The following is a 14,980-nucleotide window of genomic DNA, read 5'->3' on the forward strand; positions in this document are numbered from 1 at the left end:
GGCATTGATAGTTTAATCAGATGGTTATTGTTACTTTTGGTATTATATCATGCTGAATAAAGATTAATTAATGGACAAACTATTGAAGGGTCAAAAAAATCCGAAGAAGAAACTCATATCAGACAAACGTAACTATTTAGTTAAAACCGTAGCACAAGCTAAAGAAATATCGGGCGACTGGTTGCGCACAATTGACCTTTTACAGGCAGTCGGAATGGGTTTGCCAGAAGTTGACGACCGTTATCACATATGGCGTGTACCTCTTACAAATAAAAAGTCCAAGGACAGAATCGGAGAAGTAGCCATCAACGCTTATACGACAGAAATAATATCGGCTAAAACTACAAAGCAGGAAATGCTTGAAGCGAGGTTATTAGGCAAGGATGAAATAAAAATAAGTAAAAAAAAATCCACTAAAAATCTTGAATATCCAATATCTAATTTGAGAAATACCATTGGACTCGGCGATAGTTCAGCATTGTTGGACGATATGCCAACAGCGAGCGTCGATCTGGTATTTACATCCCCTCCCTATTTTAACGCCCGTCCCGAATATTCGGACTACGAAGTATATGAGGAATACTTATTAAAAATGAGGCAGATTATACGGAAATGCCACAGGGTATTGAATGAAGGCAGATTTTTTGTTATAAATGTTTCTCATGTTTTATTAAGACGTGCAAGCAGAAACGAGGCATCAAGACGAATAGCAGTTCCGTTTGACCTTCACCGTATATTTACAGAAGAAGGATATGAATTTATTGATGATATCATTTGGGTAAAACCTGAAGGTGCTGGCTGGGCAACAGGGAGAGGCAGAAGATTTGCCGCTGACAGAAACCCCTTACAGTATAAAGCTGTTCCGGTAACAGAATATGTTTTGGTATACCGGAAAAAGACAGATTTACTAATTGATTGGTTTATCAGAAATCATCCCGATAGAGAAATAGTACATGAGTCGAAGGTGGATGACAACTATGAAAAAACCAACATCTGGAAGATCCAGCCCAAAACTGTATCAAAACATCCCGCTCCTTTTCCGAATGCACTTGCTGAAAAAGTTATTCAATATTATTCTTTCAAGAATGATGTTGTACTGGATCCCTTTGCCGGTTCAGGAACCACAGGGGCGGCAGCGGCAAAATTAAAAAGACGCTTTGTGCTATTTGAAATAAACCCGGAATATATTAATCTTATAAAAAAAGACGTCCCTCAATGGCTTGGCAAAGAGGCAGAGCAGATACTTTGGCTCAATACACTGCCATCGAATAATACACAACTACTATTCTGATACAGCAAAAATGAAAGCAAAGAAAAACGTACACCAGGAAACTCCCATATCTGACATTTTTCCCCAGAGTGGTAAAGACCTTTTAGTTGGTGGTGGGAAACAATTCGTGGAAAGAATTGGCGTCGAAGCCGTAAAACAAGCCGTTTTTAGTGTAATGATGGGTGAAAACTTGCGCACTCAGACGGAACCTATCTCCCGAATGAGAATAGCGCAGGTAAGCGGAGCAATTATCGCAATGATAGCCAAAGGTTATTTAACGATTGATAATTTCCAACGTGAGTTATCGCGCTTAGCTATCAAAGAGCTCGCCTCTGCGAAGAAAAATGATAATGAAAAAGTATGGCCGGCTCAGTGGCTAATAGGTATAACTGGAAAATCGTTTCAGAATGTTTTAAGAGGTAATCGAGAGGCATTGATAGAATATATAGCCGATTTCGAAAAAGCTATTAAAGATTCTGCCGAACATTGTAAACAACAATACGGTGACTACAAAATGGATCTCCATTTCACGATGAATGGAATCGACAATAAAGTGGCTTTAGACTGGGAGGGAATAACAAGGTTAACAACCGCTATTGGTTCACAGACCCTGACATTGCGCGGCTCTGACAAATCGATATACGGAAAATTATTTGAACGGCTCATACTGGGATCCATTTTAACGCTACTGGGCTTTAAGAGAGTTGACAAAAACAGTGATAAAAAAGAGAGGAAAGAGATTTTCTGGCTTTCGGATAGCTCGGCCAACCGGGAAAGTGATGCCACCGTAGTCATTACCCCTGGACATGTAGCCCGATTTGATATCGGGTTTATCGGGCCAGGCAATTCCGAGATTTCAAAAGATAAGCTATCAAGATTTGATAGAGATATTGAAGTCAGCGGTCAAAATGCCCATTCTGTTACCTTTATCGTGGTTGACAGACTACCGGCAACCGGCAAAACAAAAGCTGCTGCAGATAAAATCGGAGCAGAAATAATCCAGATGAGTATGGCATACTGGCCAAAGGAATTGGCCGATAAACTTGCAAAGAGATTCGGATTTAAGCACGAAATTCAACAAATACGACCTAGCGAACTGAAAAATTACATAAAAACACAAATTGATAAGATAAAAATCCAGGATTTCCTTAATGAGATAACTTTGGAGGAAATTGAGGAAAGTCAGGAAAAAGAAGCGGAACAACAGAAACTTGAATTGGATTTTGAAGATGAGTAATGCTCTTTCCGCAACAATCCAAGAAGAAAATACCACCTTCTGTATATTTACGCACCTGCCTTATTTACCCCAGTCATGACAGAACAGCTATTTATCATTGATGCAGATGTAAAACTCCGGGACGTAGACACAGACAGCTACGGTAACTATATAGCGATTACTGAAAAAAATGAAATAATAGCTCCCTTCTTCCGCACCCAACTACCGGAAAACTATTTGTCTTTCAGGGTCCGGCGGCTAACAGACAGCTTATTTTTAGTGCTTTCAATACCCACCAAAGGGGAACACAATGCCCTGATTTATGACTGCGAAGGCAAACTGCAGTTATCATTTTTTGCAGGTACCGGCATTGAAGAGGTGCTGGTTTTTAAAGACAAGATTGTATTCACTTATTTTGACGAAGGCGTTTTCGGCGACGACGGTCCTAACCTGGAAGGCTTAGCCGTTTTCAATTTCCGGGGGGAAATGTTGTATGGCTTTAACTCCAATGCCAACTGGTTAATCGCCGACTGCTACTGTGCCTGTAAGCTGGATCAAAACACCGTGTTATTTTATCCATACACCGATTTCCAGGTGATATCGCTGAACCTTAAAACCTTCGCCTGGAAACAATACGAAACACCGGCCGATTTTCGGGGCGCCCATTCAATGGTGTACAACTGCGGACAGGTAATTTTACATGGCACTTATGAAAACAAAACGAACTTCTTCCTGTGGAATATCGCAGGAAAAGAGGTCACAAAGTTCGGTACCTTTGACGGCGGATTGAAAGGACTTGAAGAGGGAAAATTTATGACCCTGAAAAGCAATGGCTTTAGCATCATCAATCCTCTTGAAGAATAATGATTCTTTTGACGGAATCTCGGTTAATCATTATGTTTGAAACATTAAAACCAAGCCTATATATGTACCTCAGAACTTTAACGATAGCAGCAAGTGCCAGTGTGCTTTTTGCCTGCAATTCTTCCAAAAAACAATCTAATACAGAAGATAGTACTGCTTCTCCCCAGGTAACCGGCACAACACAGGAAACTACAGCCCCACCGGCTGATACAAAAACATTTGACATTACTGCCATCCCTGTATCAGATAAACCACTTGGCGCATTCCCATATTTCAGTCTGCCGGATGGCTACCAGAACTTTTCAAATAATAAGGTATCAGACTTTGATGTTGCTTTCTTCTGGGTGAAAGATCACTTTGAAAGACCCGAAGGAAAAATATTCTATAACCGGGTCACTGCCAAAGAGGGCAAATCGTACAGCGACCTTGAATTGGCCAAAAACCTGGAAGAAGTTATTACAGGCGTTGGAGGAGTGAAAGTTTCCGAGGCTAAAGTGCCGTGGGATTCCTCTGCTGTGATTCCGGAAAACAATAAGCTGAAATATATACAGGGTTATGGTTTCCTGGGAAATGCAGTTACTACTACTTTCCTGATCCGTCGTGCCGACAGGAACATCTGGGTACAGCTTACGCCAACAGATGACGGCGCATCTGCCGGATGGATGATCCTCGAAACCAAACCTTTTAAAGCCACTGCCTCCCTTATCAAAGCAGATGAAATAAAAAAGGAGCTCGACACAAAAAGGACATAACAGCAGTGAAGACGGTAAAGCGAAGAACCGGAGAGTGGAGATCGTAAAAATATAACGGCGATAAGATCTTTAATTTAAAAGCCTCCAGGTTGTACAACCCGGAGGCTTTTAAATTATCTCAATACACCACACTAGCTTACCATCGGCAAATACTTCTTCCGGTTTTCAATAATTACCCAGATATTAATTACCAGCATCACAAGTGCAATAGGCAATCCTGATGGAGCGTTGAAAATGTTAGTTAAAACAACTCCTACCATTACCGGGAGAATAACTATTGCGCCGAGCGCCCTTGTTTTATTTGGAATAAAAAGCGCGCCGCCAACTACTTCTATTACTCCAACAAGTGGCATTAACCAGCTGATCTGCATGAAGGCGCCCATTAATTTCATCAGGCTTTCAGGCATGTCTTTGGGTACCGGCATGTAGTTAAAGAATTTGTTCAGTCCCGCGTTAATGAACATAAGTCCGAAAAGCAGACTTACTACGAATAGGATTTTGTTTTTCATAGTGTTTAATTTCCGTAAAGATACATTTCATTTTTATTTGCAGTATATCTGCAGTATCAGTTGTGAAGAAATTCTATTTTTTCAATGATGGCAGCAGTTCGTCCAATCCTTCCATAGCCATTGCCAGTCCTTCTTTGAAGCCCATCTGGATAGTGGCTTCCAGTTGAGCCAGATCCGCATAGGAAATGTGTAACTCCACCAAAGTGACCGCTCCTTTGTCAACAAAGGTGACGTTCCATTCCGCCTGTGGCAACTCTTTATTTACATTTCCGTCGGCATCTGCAAAAGCGTCAAGAACGGTGAATTTTTGCTGCGCCTGGATGTTTTTGTAGTTGGCCAGTGCCCAGTGTTCTTCACCTTCCGGGCCTACCATTGCATAGTGCCAACGTCCGCCTTCCCTGAAGTCCATCGTTTTTGTTTTTGCCTTCCAGGGCTTTGGCGCCCACCACAGATCCAGGATTTCACTTTTCGTATAGGCGTCCCAAACCAGGGGAAGTTCTGCTGCAAATTCCCGTTTAATTGTGATGGTTTTGTTTTCCTTGTTTACAGAAAAATCAAAAGCTAAGTTCATACTCATTTCTTTTTGCTTTTTATAGTTAACAATACTTTGTCAAGTTCGTTAAATCTCCCCTCCCACAACTTCCTGAATTGTTCCAGCCATTTGTCAATCTCCTGCATTTTATTTCCATTAAGCTGATAAAAAATTTCCCTGCCCGACTGCTCCTGTTTAACCAGTTCGCATTCCGTGAGGATGCGCAGATGTTTTGAAACGGCCTGCCGGCTCATATCAAAATGTTCCGCAATGGCGTTGGGTGTCATTGCCTGCACGGCAATAAGTAATATAATGGCCCGTCTGGTCGGGTCGGCAATAGCCTGAAAAACATCTCTTCTCATTTCTCCGTTAATTTATTCGCGCAACCGTTCAGTTGCAAATATAAGCAACTAATTGGTTGCACAAAATATTTTGTGTATTTTTTTAAGGGGAAGCAAATATTATCTCCGGTAATTTGATAAGAAGAAGATCAACCTTCTATCATCTTTTTCATGATCCCCAGCGTACCGTTCCAATAGAAACTGAGATGCTGGTATATGGTATCCGTGGGGAAATTAGTGAGCGTTAATGTTAACAAGGTATGCTCCTCCTGTGGCGTCAGTGCAAACCTGATAACCGTGTAGTTCTCTTTGCTATCAGGCAACCGGGATAACGAACTTAGAAAATCATAGCTCACTGCATGATCCGGTGAATACTCCAGCACCGTTCCTTTGTTCTCAAACCTTGCATGGTGGAAACCGCTGATGACTAAAGGAGCGCCCACCTCCCAGGTAGTAACAACGCGGAGATCCAGCGCTGCTTCTCCCATCCATTGCGTCATTAACTTAATGTCTGTAATTGCGTTCCATACTTCCGCCACAGGCGCATTGATCATTATTTTTCTCTCTATTATCTTTTCCATTCTGTGAGCTTGATAAATTTTCCGGAAGCTAATCTGTTTTTTTCAGATCCGGTGACAGCACCGTATAATCGTTTATGTTATATGCCGCCCTTCGAGATAGGCCAGCATTCCTGCCACCACTACCTGTAAAATTAAAAACGCCGTACCAAATAATGTTGTTCCGGAAATATAAAAGATCAGCAGCACCACGCTGGTGATAGTCCACAGCCAATTTGCGTAAACAAGTGCCCTGAGCTGCAATACAGAAGGCTGACGTTGCAGCGCCAGGCTCACGGCCAGTAACGCATATGCCAGCGTAACAACCGCAATCATTGCAACAATATTCACGGGCAAACCGAGGAAAACAGCTAAGGTCCGGAACCACAATAAGCCCACTACCACAGTGCTGCCACCCAGCAGGCAATCGGCCCAGAGTATTTTTTTCAGCAAGGGCAAATCTTTCATCCTATGAATTTAGCTAAACTTTAAACGCAAATTGAATAGCTTTAAATAATAATTACGCCTTATGATGGAAGACGAAGACTACGAAGAATCATATACCCGGAAGGAAACCTTCCGGGGCACCATACGTTATTTAAAAGAAAAGGCAAAAGAGAAGGGCGCCATCGTTACTCATGCCCAGATCGCAGACCGGCTGAATTTATCCGTAGAACAGTTCAACACTTACTATGTAAGTGATGAGGTGCCCACCGAACTGTTCACGTTGCTACGCTCGCAGTACGTGGATCTCATCGGCAACGTAACGGTGCAGCGCATTATCATCACTGAAATTGTCTACCCTCCTGATCCGGAAACGCCCCCGCTTCCGGATGCAGAATAAGATAGTGATCAGAACGCATGATAACGCATTCCTCCATCCACAGTGGCAACGGAGCCAGTGATGTACCCCGCACGGGGCGATACCAGGAAAACAGCCATATTAGCCATATCCTGCGGCTGGCCAAAATCACCCAGCGGAATCTCGCGTTCTGCAAATTTCCTGCGTTCGTCGCCGGGGAAATAAGGCCGTATATTTTCCGTGTCTATCAATCCTGGCTGCAGGCAGTTGACCCGGATACCGTACTGCCCCAATTGTCCCGCAAGCTGCTTGGACCATGCTACCACGGCCGCTTTAGCCACCGCCGACACATTAATGGTCCGCAACTCATACGTGCTGATAAGGTTCAGAATAGCCCCCTGCCTGCGTGCTATAAAATGGGGCAACAGCTGTTGGGTTAGTTGCCGCTGCCGGTCGAAGTCCAGCGTCATCGACTCCACCCACGGCTCTTCCGGCCCCACCACATCCACCGGGCGGCTACGGCCCGCATTGTTGATAAGTATATCCACCTGTCCCAGGATAGACAACGCCGCTGCTGCAATCTTTTGCGGCCCGTCCGGCGCAACCAGGTCCTGGATAAAAGTGACCGGCTCCACGCCGCCTGCACCGGCTACTTCCGCTTTAAGACTATCCAGCAACGCTTCGTTTCTCCCTACGGCGAGGACTTTCACACCCTCTGCAGCCAGTTCTTTTGCAATTGCCCGGCCAATGCCCTGGCTGGCGCCCGTTACTACGGCAGTTTTCCCATTTAAATACAGATCCATGCTTTTAGATTAATACTTTGTAAATACTGTTTTTCATTCCTCAAAAAACAAGGCTGAAAATTTCTTTGTAAAAGTAGCGGGCAGCATCTAATTTTACAGGCTATACAACCAATTGTACGGTACTAACAAACGTGTAAGTAATGGCAACCAGAAAGAAAAACTCCACTTATAGCCGCAACGAAAACATCATTATTGAATGTGATCTTACCTATGCGGTAAATAAAATCGGGGGAAGATGGAAAATCCTGATCCTGAGTAAACTGGAAGAGAAAAAAATGAGGTTCAGTGAACTGAAGAAGGAGTTTGACTACATTACGGAACGCATGTTAACCCTGCAGCTCCGGGCACTGGAACAGGACGGACTGGTTAAACGAACCGTGTATGCAGAAGTTCCCCCACGGGTGGAATATGAACTCACGGAAATGGCGCTGGAGTTCGGCCCCATCTTTAAACAGCTAAGCGCCTGGGGAGGCAAACACCGGAACTCAGCAAAAAAAGACGTCGCATAATGGGACTGGACAGCGTTGACCTGTTGGTAGCAATCGAAAACTATTTCGGCATTCAGATTCCGGATACGGAAGCACAGGAAATCTTTACGGTTCAAAATATGGTGGATGTGGTAGCAAAACATTTGCATCTTTCAGATGATAGTATGAGCGACGGGGAAATTACAGATCAGTTTAAAACAGTCCAATACGCCGCCAATTTTCAAACCCTGATCGATAAAAATAATATCAAAAGCAAATATGAAGTATATGTTATCATAATGGGTATTACCGTTGCCCAAACAGGTGTTGACTACTATGACATAACCCCTTATAAATCTTTTACAAGTGATTTAGGGATCGATTGAGATCCAGCCCACCAACGGTTTCCAGACATCCCGGCAAACACATTTGCATATTTAAACATATTTATAAAAAGGGCGCTGAACTAAAAATAACACTTTCTTCACAAGCCAAACGGGATGTTTTTTTCATTTGCTCTCAAACTTTTATTACTTTTGGCCCCCGAATGAGAGTAGCTATATTTTTCGCATATTTGTGTTTCCTCCTGCTCAGGGGGGAGGGCTATGCTTTTACGGCTACTCATCATAACGATGTTTCCAACTCTTTCGCCAGGAACATTGAACATAAACACCGGATTAAATTTACAGATACCAACCAGGATAATTCTGTTGTCAGCAATTTAGATAATGAAGAAGAATGCCTGATAAGTGATGACATTGAAGAGGACGATGCGGATAATTGTCTTGCCAGAAAATATAAACTACTCACCAGGTACTATCTTGCGCTTGCCGGCCCCGACGTTTTAAGTTATCTCCATAAATGCTTTAAAGCCCCCACACCTTACCTGGGGCATCTTTCCAACAGATACATTACACAAAGTGTTTTAAGGATCTGATCAATAGTGTACATCAGTTACCGAAGGTATGATCATATATGCCTGGCGGATGTATATTAATATTACTTCCTCCGGGCTCCTGCCCGGCGACTGATCCTTTTGCGTCCATAGGCATCCCTGCCTTACAAGCATCCCATCGCTTAATATCCATTTAATATCATGAGTAGAATTGTCATGTTTACGGGCTTGTTTGTCATGTTGTGCCATACAAGCTGTACATCAAAAAAAGAAGTAAAGGAAGAAGCGGGCAAGTATACGGTTACCAGCCCGGTAAGAATTGATACTTCATTTACCAACGAATATGTTTCGCAGATAAAATCTGTCAGGAACATTGAGATCAGGGTCCAGGAACGGGGTTACCTCCAGAACATCTATGTGGATGAGGGCCAGTTTGTAAAAGCAGGTCAGCTGCTGTTCAGGATCATGCCGAAAATTTATGAAGCAGAACTCCAGAAGGCAGAAGCAGAAGCCAAAGCAGCAGAGATAGAACTGCAGAATACAAAAACCCTGGTCGATAAAAATGTGGTATCAAAAAATGAGCAGGCTATGGCGCAAGCCAAACTGGATCAGGCAAAAGCCGAAATGGCCCTGGCAAAGCTCCACCTCTCGTTCACAGAAATCAGGGCGCCGTTCGATGGCACCATCGACCGTATTCCGTTTAAACTGGGAAGCGTTATCGATGAAGGCGGCCTGCTGACCAGCCTTTCAGACAACAGCCAGATGTTCGCCTATTTCAATGTATCTGAGCCGGAATACCTCGATTATGCCACCAACGCAAAAGGCCGCGGAAGCAACAAGGTAAGCCTGCTGCTGGCCAATAATCAGCCGCTCCAGTATAAAGGAGATGTGGAAACCATCGAAAGTGAATTCAACAATGAAACCGGCAACATTGCCTTCAGGGCAAGATTCCCAAACCCGGATAAGCTTTTAAAGAATGGGGAAACGGGCAAAGTCCTGATGACCATTCCGCTTAAAAACGCATTAGTCATTCCGCAAAAAGCAACCTACGAAATACAGGATAAGGTATATGTTTTTGTGGTGGACAACAGGAATGTGGTAAGATCCCGGAACATTGCCATCCGTGGCCAGATGCCCGACATGTATGTAGTTGAAAATGGCATTTCAGAAACTGATAAGATACTGCTCGAAGGTGTTCAGAAGGTAAAAGATGATGATAAGATCAGCTATGAATACCGGAAACCCGAGGAAGTTATTTCCCATCTGCGATTAAAAGCGGAATAGTTCATCTAATAGTGTAGATCAATGCTAAATAAGTTTATACAGCGACCGGTTCTGTCCATAGTAATATCGCTCATTATCGTCTTCCTCGGAGTTTTGGCCATATCTCAGCTGCCGGTAACACAATTCCCTTCCATATCGCCGCCAAAGGTGAATGTAACAGCGGAATATCCCGGCGCGAACGGTGAATTAATGATCAAATCAGTGATCATTCCGCTGGAAAGAGCCATCAACGGCGTTCCGGGAATGAAATACATTGCTTCCGATGCGGGTAACGACGGAGAGGCGTCTATCCAGGTAGTATTTAACCTGGGCACCGATCCCAACCAGGCATCGTTAAATGTTCAAAACCGGGTGGCATCCGTGGTGAATAAACTGCCGCCACTGGTAGTACGTGAAGGTGTAAAGATTACCCGTGAGGAATCTAACATGCTCATGTACATCAACCTTTACAGTGATGATCCTCAAACGGATCAGAAATTCCTTTTTAATTTCGCGGATATCAACATCTTGCCGGAATTAAAAAGAGTAGATGGCGTTGGCTTCGCAGATATTCTCGGTAACCGGGAATATGCCATGAGGATCTGGCTGAAACCAGACCGGATGCTGGCCTACAAGATCTCTGCGGATGAAGTGATGAAGGCGCTGGGCGAACAAAGCCTGGAAGCATCTCCCGGTAAAACCGGCGAAAGCTCCGGTAAAAGATCCCAGACGTTTGAATATGTATTGAAATATCCCGGAAGGTTTACGAATAAAGAAGGATACGAAAATGTTATCCTGAGATCCAGTCCGAATGGTGAAATATTACGCCTGAAAGATGTAGCCGACGTGGAGTTTGGCAGCTCTATGTACGATATCTATTCCAACCTGAATGGTAAACCTTCGGCGGCCATTGTACTGAAGCAATCGTATGGAAGTAATGCCAGCCAGGTAATCAAGGACGTAAAGGCGAAGATGAAGGAGATCAAAGCCAATTCATTTCCAAAAGGAATGGATTATGAAATCAGTTATGATGTATCCAAATTCCTCGACGCCTCCATTGAAAAGGTAATTCATACCCTGCTGGAAGCCTTTATACTGGTGGGTTTAGTGGTATTCCTGTTTCTCGGCGACTGGCGCTCTACCCTCATCCCTGCTATGGCCGTACCGGTGTCTCTCATCGGAACATTTGTATTCATGCAGTTTTTGGGTATCACGCTTAACCTCATCACGCTGTTTGCGCTGGTGCTGGCTATCGGCGTGGTGGTAGATGATGCCATCGTGGTAATTGAAGCGGTGCATGCAAAAATGGAAGAAGAACACCTCTCTCCGCTGAAGGCCACCAAAAAAGCCATGCATGAAATCGCCGGCGCTATTGTGGCCATCACCTTTTTAATGGCCGCGGTATTTGTTCCGGTAGCATTTATGTCGGGCCCGGTGGGTATCTTCTACCGCCAGTTTTCCATCACAATGGCAACCGCCATTATTTTGTCGGGTGTGGTGGCGCTTACGCTTACACCAGCGCTGTGCGCCATGATCCTGAAGAATACGCATGGAAAACCCAAAAAGAAAAACGCGCTGGCCAAATTCCTGGATGGCTTTAATAATTCATTCAACCGCACTTCCGGAAAGTATCAGAAAATACTGGGCGTCATCGTTAACAGGCGTGCCCTCACCTTTGGTATACTGGTGGCTTTCTGCGCCGGGATATGGGTCATGAATAAAACCGTTCCTTCGGGCTTTATTCCCAACGAAGACCAGGGAATGTTTTATGCCATCATCCAAACGCCTCCGGGATCATCCCTGGAAAGAACCAACCAGATAGCCGAAAGACTGCAGAAAATTGCGGAAGGCGTGGAAGGCGTACAATCCGTTTCTTCCCTGGCAGGTTATGAAATTCTTACAGAAGGAACTGGCTCCAATTCCGGTACCTGTCTTATTAACCTGAAAAGCTGGGAAGACCGGAAACATTCTGTCCAGGAAATCATTAGTGAACTGGAAGAAAAATCCAAAGACATCACAGGCGCCACCATCGAATTTTTCCAGCCGCCTGCCGTACCGGGCTACGGAGCCGCCGGCGGCTTTGAATTACGTTTGCTTGATAAAGCCGGATCAGGTGATTATAAGAAGATGGAAACGGTGAGCAGGGACTTTGTAAAGGAACTGAGCAAACGTCCGGAACTATCCTCCGTATTCACTTTTTACAGTGCCAGCTTCCCCCAGTATATGCTGCGGGTGGATAATGATATCGCGCAGCAAAAAGGCGTGAGCATCGATAACGCCATGAACACGCTTTCCACACTTGTGGGCAGTAACTATGAAATCAGCTTTATTAAATTCGATCGCCAGTACAAAGTAATCGTACAGGCGTCGCCGCAGTACAGGGCCTTGCCTGACGATATCCTGAAGCTGTATGTGAAGAATGATCATGATCAGATGGTGCCGTTTTCAGACTTCATGAAAATGGAAAAGGTGTATGGCTTATCAGAGATCACGCGGCATAATATGTACAACGCCTCGGAAATAAGCGGCGCCGCCGCACCCGGATATAGCAGCGGCGAGGCCATTAAGGTGATCAATGAAGTGGCGCAAAAGAGCCTCCCGAGAGGGTTTGGGATCGACTGGGCCGGTATCTCCAAAGATGAGGTAGCCCAGGGCAACCAGGCTATCTATATCTTCCTGATCTGTCTTGGTTTCGTGTACCTGATCCTGGCAGCGCAATACGAAAGCTTTATCCTGCCGCTGGCAGTAATTCTCTCCTTACCTCCCGGAATTTTCGGTGCATTTTTCTTATTGAAATGCTTAGGGCTGGAGAATAACATTTATGCACAGGTAGCAATGGTAATGCTCATTGGTTTGCTGGGTAAAAACGCGGTGCTGATCGTGGAGTTTGCTGTACAGAAACACCGGGCGGGAGAAACCGTGCTGAAAGCGGCAATGGAAGGTTCTAAGGTAAGGTTCCGTCCTATCCTCATGACCTCCTTCGCGTTTATTGCAGGGCTGATCCCATTGGTGATGGCCTCCGGGCCGGGCAGGGTTGGTAACCGTACCATTGGTACCGCCGCCGCCGGGGGTATGCTTTTCGGAACTATTTTCGGCGTGCTGATCATACCCGGACTGTACTACATATTCGGCAAACTTGCAGAAGGACATGCGCTTGTGAAAGACGAAGAAGAGAATCCTTTAACAGAAGAAATTGATCACAATGTATAAATTCAGGATACATAGCGGCATCGGCCTGCTTGGCATTTGCCTGGCTATTGCCAGCTGCAGGGTGCCGGCCAGCATGCCGTTGGCTGAAAACAGGCCGGTTCCCGGGTCGTATAACGGCAACGGGGATACGACGAATATGTCGGCCATTGAGTGGAGAAACTTTTTTACAGATAAACACCTGGTGGACCTGGTAGATACGGCGCTGAAAAACAACCAGGAGCTGATGATAACGCTCCAGGAAATTGAAATCGCCAGGAATGATATCCGGTTCAGGCAGGGGGCATTACTTCCCACCGTTACTGCAAGAGCCGGCGCCGGCGTGGAAAAAGTAGGAAGATATACCAGTCAGGGTGCCGGCGACGCCTCTACGGAGATCACTCCCGGCAAGGAAATGCCGGATCCGCTCACGGATTTGTCCATAGGCGCCTATGCCAATTGGGAAGTGGATATCTGGAAAAAACTGCATAACGCTAAAAAGGCTGCAGTAACCAGGTACCTATCAACCGTGGAAGGCAAAAACTTTGTGCTGACCAACCTCGTGGCCGAAATAGCCAATTCTTATTATGAACTGCTGGCGCTCGACAACCAGCTATTGATAGTAAAACAAAACATTGAGCTGCAAAAAAATGCCCTTGAAATTGTAAAGGTGCAGAAAGAAGCCACCAGGGTAACCGAACTGGCAGTGCAGAAATTCCAGGCCGAAGTATTGAAGTCCCAAAGCCTGGAGTTCGACATTCTTCAAAATATAAAAGAAACAGAAAACAAGATCAACTTCCTGCTGGGCCGCTATCCGCAGGAGATTATCCGGGATAAAGGTAATTTCTTAAGTGCAGTACCTCCGTTGGTAAGCGCCGGTATTCCTTCACAGTTACTGGCCAATCGCCCGGATATTAAGAAGGCAGAACTGGAACTGACCGCGGCAAAGCTGGATGTAAAAGTTGCCCGTGCAGAATTCTATCCTTCCCTGGGCATTTCTGCGGGAGCAGGATTCCAGGCATTTAAGCCATCTTACCTGTTTAAGCTGCCTGAATCATTATTGTACTCCCTCGCCGGCGACCTTGCAGGACCGCTTATTAACCGGAATGCTATTAAAGCGGAGTTCAATAACGCCAATGCACGGCAACTTCAGGCTATATACAATTATGAGCGTACTATTCTAAACGCTTACTTCGAGGTGTCCAATCAACTTTCCAGCATCAGCAACCTGGAAAAGAGCTATGATCTGAAATCGCAACAGGTAGATGCCCTCACCCGTTCGATCAACATTTCCAACGACCTGTTCAAATCGGCCAGGGCCGATTACCTGGAAGTGCTGATGACGCAACGGGACGCACTGGAATCTAAACTCGACCTGATAGAAACCAAAAAGCAACAGCTGAATGCCGTGATTAATGTTTACAGAGATCTGGGAGGCGGCTGGAAATAAAATAAGCATCTTCATTAAAAAAAGCCGGCTGTGATAAGCCGGCTTTTTTATGTTCTAAAGAAATTGGATTACA

General features: G+C 44.9%; 17 protein-coding genes. 11 read left to right on the forward strand and 6 right to left on the reverse strand.

What is annotated here, in order from left to right; genetic code table 11:
* Window positions 1-70: 70 nt before the first annotated feature.
* From B5Z18_RS24855 to B5Z18_RS24870, 4 genes are all read left to right on the forward strand, one after another.
* Window positions 71-1,291 carry a DNA-methyltransferase gene (locus B5Z18_RS24855; RefSeq protein WP_079472226.1) on the forward strand — a complete coding sequence of 407 codons (1,221 nt, stop codon included), beginning with the start codon at window positions 71-73 and terminating at the stop codon, window positions 1,289-1,291.
* A gap of 10 nt (window positions 1,292-1,301) precedes the next feature.
* Window positions 1,302-2,507, forward strand: coding sequence for a CfrBI family restriction endonuclease (locus B5Z18_RS24860; RefSeq protein WP_079472227.1), 1,206 nt, complete (start codon window positions 1,302-1,304; stop codon window positions 2,505-2,507).
* 75 nt (window positions 2,508-2,582) lie between these two features.
* Window positions 2,583-3,350, forward strand: coding sequence for a hypothetical protein (locus B5Z18_RS24865; RefSeq protein ID WP_079472228.1), 768 nt, complete (start codon window positions 2,583-2,585; stop codon window positions 3,348-3,350).
* 62 nt (window positions 3,351-3,412) lie between these two features.
* On the forward strand, window positions 3,413-4,102 hold the full coding sequence (locus B5Z18_RS24870) for a hypothetical protein (RefSeq protein ID WP_079472229.1): 690 nt from the start codon (window positions 3,413-3,415) through the stop codon (window positions 4,100-4,102).
* Window positions 4,103-4,233: 131 nt separating this feature from the next.
* On the opposite strand, the gene B5Z18_RS24875 is transcribed toward B5Z18_RS24870, so the two are convergent.
* The 5 genes from B5Z18_RS24875 to B5Z18_RS24895 all read right to left on the reverse strand — a co-directional run bounded on the left by B5Z18_RS24875 (window position 4,234) and on the right by B5Z18_RS24895 (window position 6,509).
* Window positions 4,234-4,611 carry a DoxX family membrane protein gene (locus B5Z18_RS24875; RefSeq protein ID WP_079472230.1) on the reverse strand — a complete coding sequence of 126 codons (378 nt, stop codon included), beginning with the start codon at window positions 4,609-4,611 and terminating at the stop codon, window positions 4,234-4,236.
* 73 nt (window positions 4,612-4,684) lie between these two features.
* Window positions 4,685-5,182: an SRPBCC family protein gene (locus tag B5Z18_RS24880; RefSeq protein ID WP_227024558.1), complete on the reverse strand. Its 498-nt coding sequence runs from the start codon at window positions 5,180-5,182 to the stop codon at window positions 4,685-4,687.
* A 2-nt stretch (window positions 5,183-5,184) separates the two neighbouring features.
* Window positions 5,185-5,505 carry an ArsR/SmtB family transcription factor gene (locus tag B5Z18_RS24885; protein ID WP_079472232.1) on the reverse strand — a complete coding sequence of 107 codons (321 nt, stop codon included), beginning with the start codon at window positions 5,503-5,505 and terminating at the stop codon, window positions 5,185-5,187.
* A 128-nt stretch (window positions 5,506-5,633) separates the two neighbouring features.
* Entirely contained in the window at window positions 5,634-6,065 is a 432-nt protein-coding gene (locus tag B5Z18_RS24890; protein ID WP_079472233.1) for an SRPBCC family protein, read from the reverse strand.
* Between the two features lie 72 nt (window positions 6,066-6,137).
* Complete coding sequence (locus tag B5Z18_RS24895) at window positions 6,138-6,509, reverse strand: hypothetical protein (RefSeq protein ID WP_079472234.1); 372 nt, start codon at window positions 6,507-6,509, stop codon at window positions 6,138-6,140.
* A gap of 61 nt (window positions 6,510-6,570) precedes the next feature.
* Here B5Z18_RS24895 and B5Z18_RS24900 point away from each other — a divergent pair, with 61 nt between their 5' ends.
* Window positions 6,571-6,885: a hypothetical protein gene (locus tag B5Z18_RS24900; RefSeq protein WP_079472235.1), complete on the forward strand. Its 315-nt coding sequence runs from the start codon at window positions 6,571-6,573 to the stop codon at window positions 6,883-6,885.
* An 8-nt stretch (window positions 6,886-6,893) separates the two neighbouring features.
* On the opposite strand, the gene B5Z18_RS24905 is transcribed toward B5Z18_RS24900, so the two are convergent.
* Window positions 6,894-7,646 carry an SDR family NAD(P)-dependent oxidoreductase gene (locus B5Z18_RS24905; protein WP_079472236.1) on the reverse strand — a complete coding sequence of 251 codons (753 nt, stop codon included), beginning with the start codon at window positions 7,644-7,646 and terminating at the stop codon, window positions 6,894-6,896.
* Window positions 7,647-7,786: 140 nt separating this feature from the next.
* On the opposite strand from B5Z18_RS24905, the gene B5Z18_RS24910 reads away from it, so the two are divergent.
* The 6 genes from B5Z18_RS24910 to B5Z18_RS24935 all read left to right on the forward strand — a co-directional run bounded on the left by B5Z18_RS24910 (window position 7,787) and on the right by B5Z18_RS24935 (window position 14,907).
* The gene (locus B5Z18_RS24910) at window positions 7,787-8,155 is read left to right on the forward strand and encodes a winged helix-turn-helix transcriptional regulator (RefSeq protein ID WP_079472237.1); all 369 of its coding nucleotides are present in this window, start codon (window positions 7,787-7,789) and stop codon (window positions 8,153-8,155) included.
* A complete protein-coding gene (locus B5Z18_RS24915; RefSeq protein WP_079472238.1) occupies window positions 8,155-8,499 on the forward strand; it encodes an acyl carrier protein in 345 nt (114 codons plus the stop codon). The genes B5Z18_RS24910 and B5Z18_RS24915 overlap by 1 nt, the downstream gene beginning before the upstream one ends.
* A 161-nt stretch (window positions 8,500-8,660) precedes the next feature.
* Window positions 8,661-9,050, forward strand: a complete 390-nt coding sequence (locus B5Z18_RS24920) for a hypothetical protein (protein WP_079472239.1) — start codon at window positions 8,661-8,663, stop codon at window positions 9,048-9,050.
* Between the two features lie 159 nt (window positions 9,051-9,209).
* Window positions 9,210-10,292: an efflux RND transporter periplasmic adaptor subunit gene (locus tag B5Z18_RS24925; RefSeq protein ID WP_079472240.1), complete on the forward strand. Its 1,083-nt coding sequence runs from the start codon at window positions 9,210-9,212 to the stop codon at window positions 10,290-10,292.
* A gap of 21 nt (window positions 10,293-10,313) precedes the next feature.
* A complete protein-coding gene (locus tag B5Z18_RS24930; protein ID WP_079472241.1) occupies window positions 10,314-13,481 on the forward strand; it encodes an efflux RND transporter permease subunit in 3,168 nt (1,055 codons plus the stop codon).
* The gene (locus B5Z18_RS24935; RefSeq protein WP_079472242.1) at window positions 13,474-14,907 is read left to right on the forward strand and encodes a TolC family protein; all 1,434 of its coding nucleotides are present in this window, start codon (window positions 13,474-13,476) and stop codon (window positions 14,905-14,907) included. Before B5Z18_RS24930 ends, B5Z18_RS24935 begins: the two co-directional genes overlap by 8 nt.
* The last annotated feature ends 73 nt before the right edge of the window (window positions 14,908-14,980 follow it).

Origin of the sequence: Chitinophaga ginsengisegetis (assembly GCF_900168065.1) — a bacterium.
In the GTDB taxonomy this organism is placed as follows: domain Bacteria; phylum Bacteroidota; class Bacteroidia; order Chitinophagales; family Chitinophagaceae; genus Chitinophaga; species Chitinophaga ginsengisegetis.

Coding starts and splice junctions, on each gene's coding strand:
- B5Z18_RS24855 (WP_079472226.1), top strand. CDS start 71: ATGGACAAACTATTGAAGGGTCAAAAAAATCCGAAGAAGAAACTCATA.
- B5Z18_RS24860 (WP_079472227.1), top strand. CDS start 1,302: ATGAAAGCAAAGAAAAACGTACACCAGGAAACTCCCATATCTGACATT.
- B5Z18_RS24865 (WP_079472228.1), top strand. CDS start 2,583: ATGACAGAACAGCTATTTATCATTGATGCAGATGTAAAACTCCGGGAC.
- B5Z18_RS24870 (WP_079472229.1), top strand. CDS start 3,413: ATGTACCTCAGAACTTTAACGATAGCAGCAAGTGCCAGTGTGCTTTTT.
- B5Z18_RS24875 (WP_079472230.1), bottom strand. CDS start 4,611: ATGAAAAACAAAATCCTATTCGTAGTAAGTCTGCTTTTCGGACTTATG.
- B5Z18_RS24880 (WP_227024558.1), bottom strand. CDS start 5,182: ATGAACTTAGCTTTTGATTTTTCTGTAAACAAGGAAAACAAAACCATC.
- B5Z18_RS24885 (WP_079472232.1), bottom strand. CDS start 5,505: ATGAGAAGAGATGTTTTTCAGGCTATTGCCGACCCGACCAGACGGGCC.
- B5Z18_RS24890 (WP_079472233.1), bottom strand. CDS start 6,065: ATGGAAAAGATAATAGAGAGAAAAATAATGATCAATGCGCCTGTGGCG.
- B5Z18_RS24895 (WP_079472234.1), bottom strand. CDS start 6,509: ATGAAAGATTTGCCCTTGCTGAAAAAAATACTCTGGGCCGATTGCCTG.
- B5Z18_RS24900 (WP_079472235.1), top strand. CDS start 6,571: ATGATGGAAGACGAAGACTACGAAGAATCATATACCCGGAAGGAAACC.
- B5Z18_RS24905 (WP_079472236.1), bottom strand. CDS start 7,646: ATGGATCTGTATTTAAATGGGAAAACTGCCGTAGTAACGGGCGCCAGC.
- B5Z18_RS24910 (WP_079472237.1), top strand. CDS start 7,787: ATGGCAACCAGAAAGAAAAACTCCACTTATAGCCGCAACGAAAACATC.
- B5Z18_RS24915 (WP_079472238.1), top strand. CDS start 8,155: ATGGGACTGGACAGCGTTGACCTGTTGGTAGCAATCGAAAACTATTTC.
- B5Z18_RS24920 (WP_079472239.1), top strand. CDS start 8,661: ATGAGAGTAGCTATATTTTTCGCATATTTGTGTTTCCTCCTGCTCAGG.
- B5Z18_RS24925 (WP_079472240.1), top strand. CDS start 9,210: ATGAGTAGAATTGTCATGTTTACGGGCTTGTTTGTCATGTTGTGCCAT.
- B5Z18_RS24930 (WP_079472241.1), top strand. CDS start 10,314: ATGCTAAATAAGTTTATACAGCGACCGGTTCTGTCCATAGTAATATCG.
- B5Z18_RS24935 (WP_079472242.1), top strand. CDS start 13,474: ATGTATAAATTCAGGATACATAGCGGCATCGGCCTGCTTGGCATTTGC.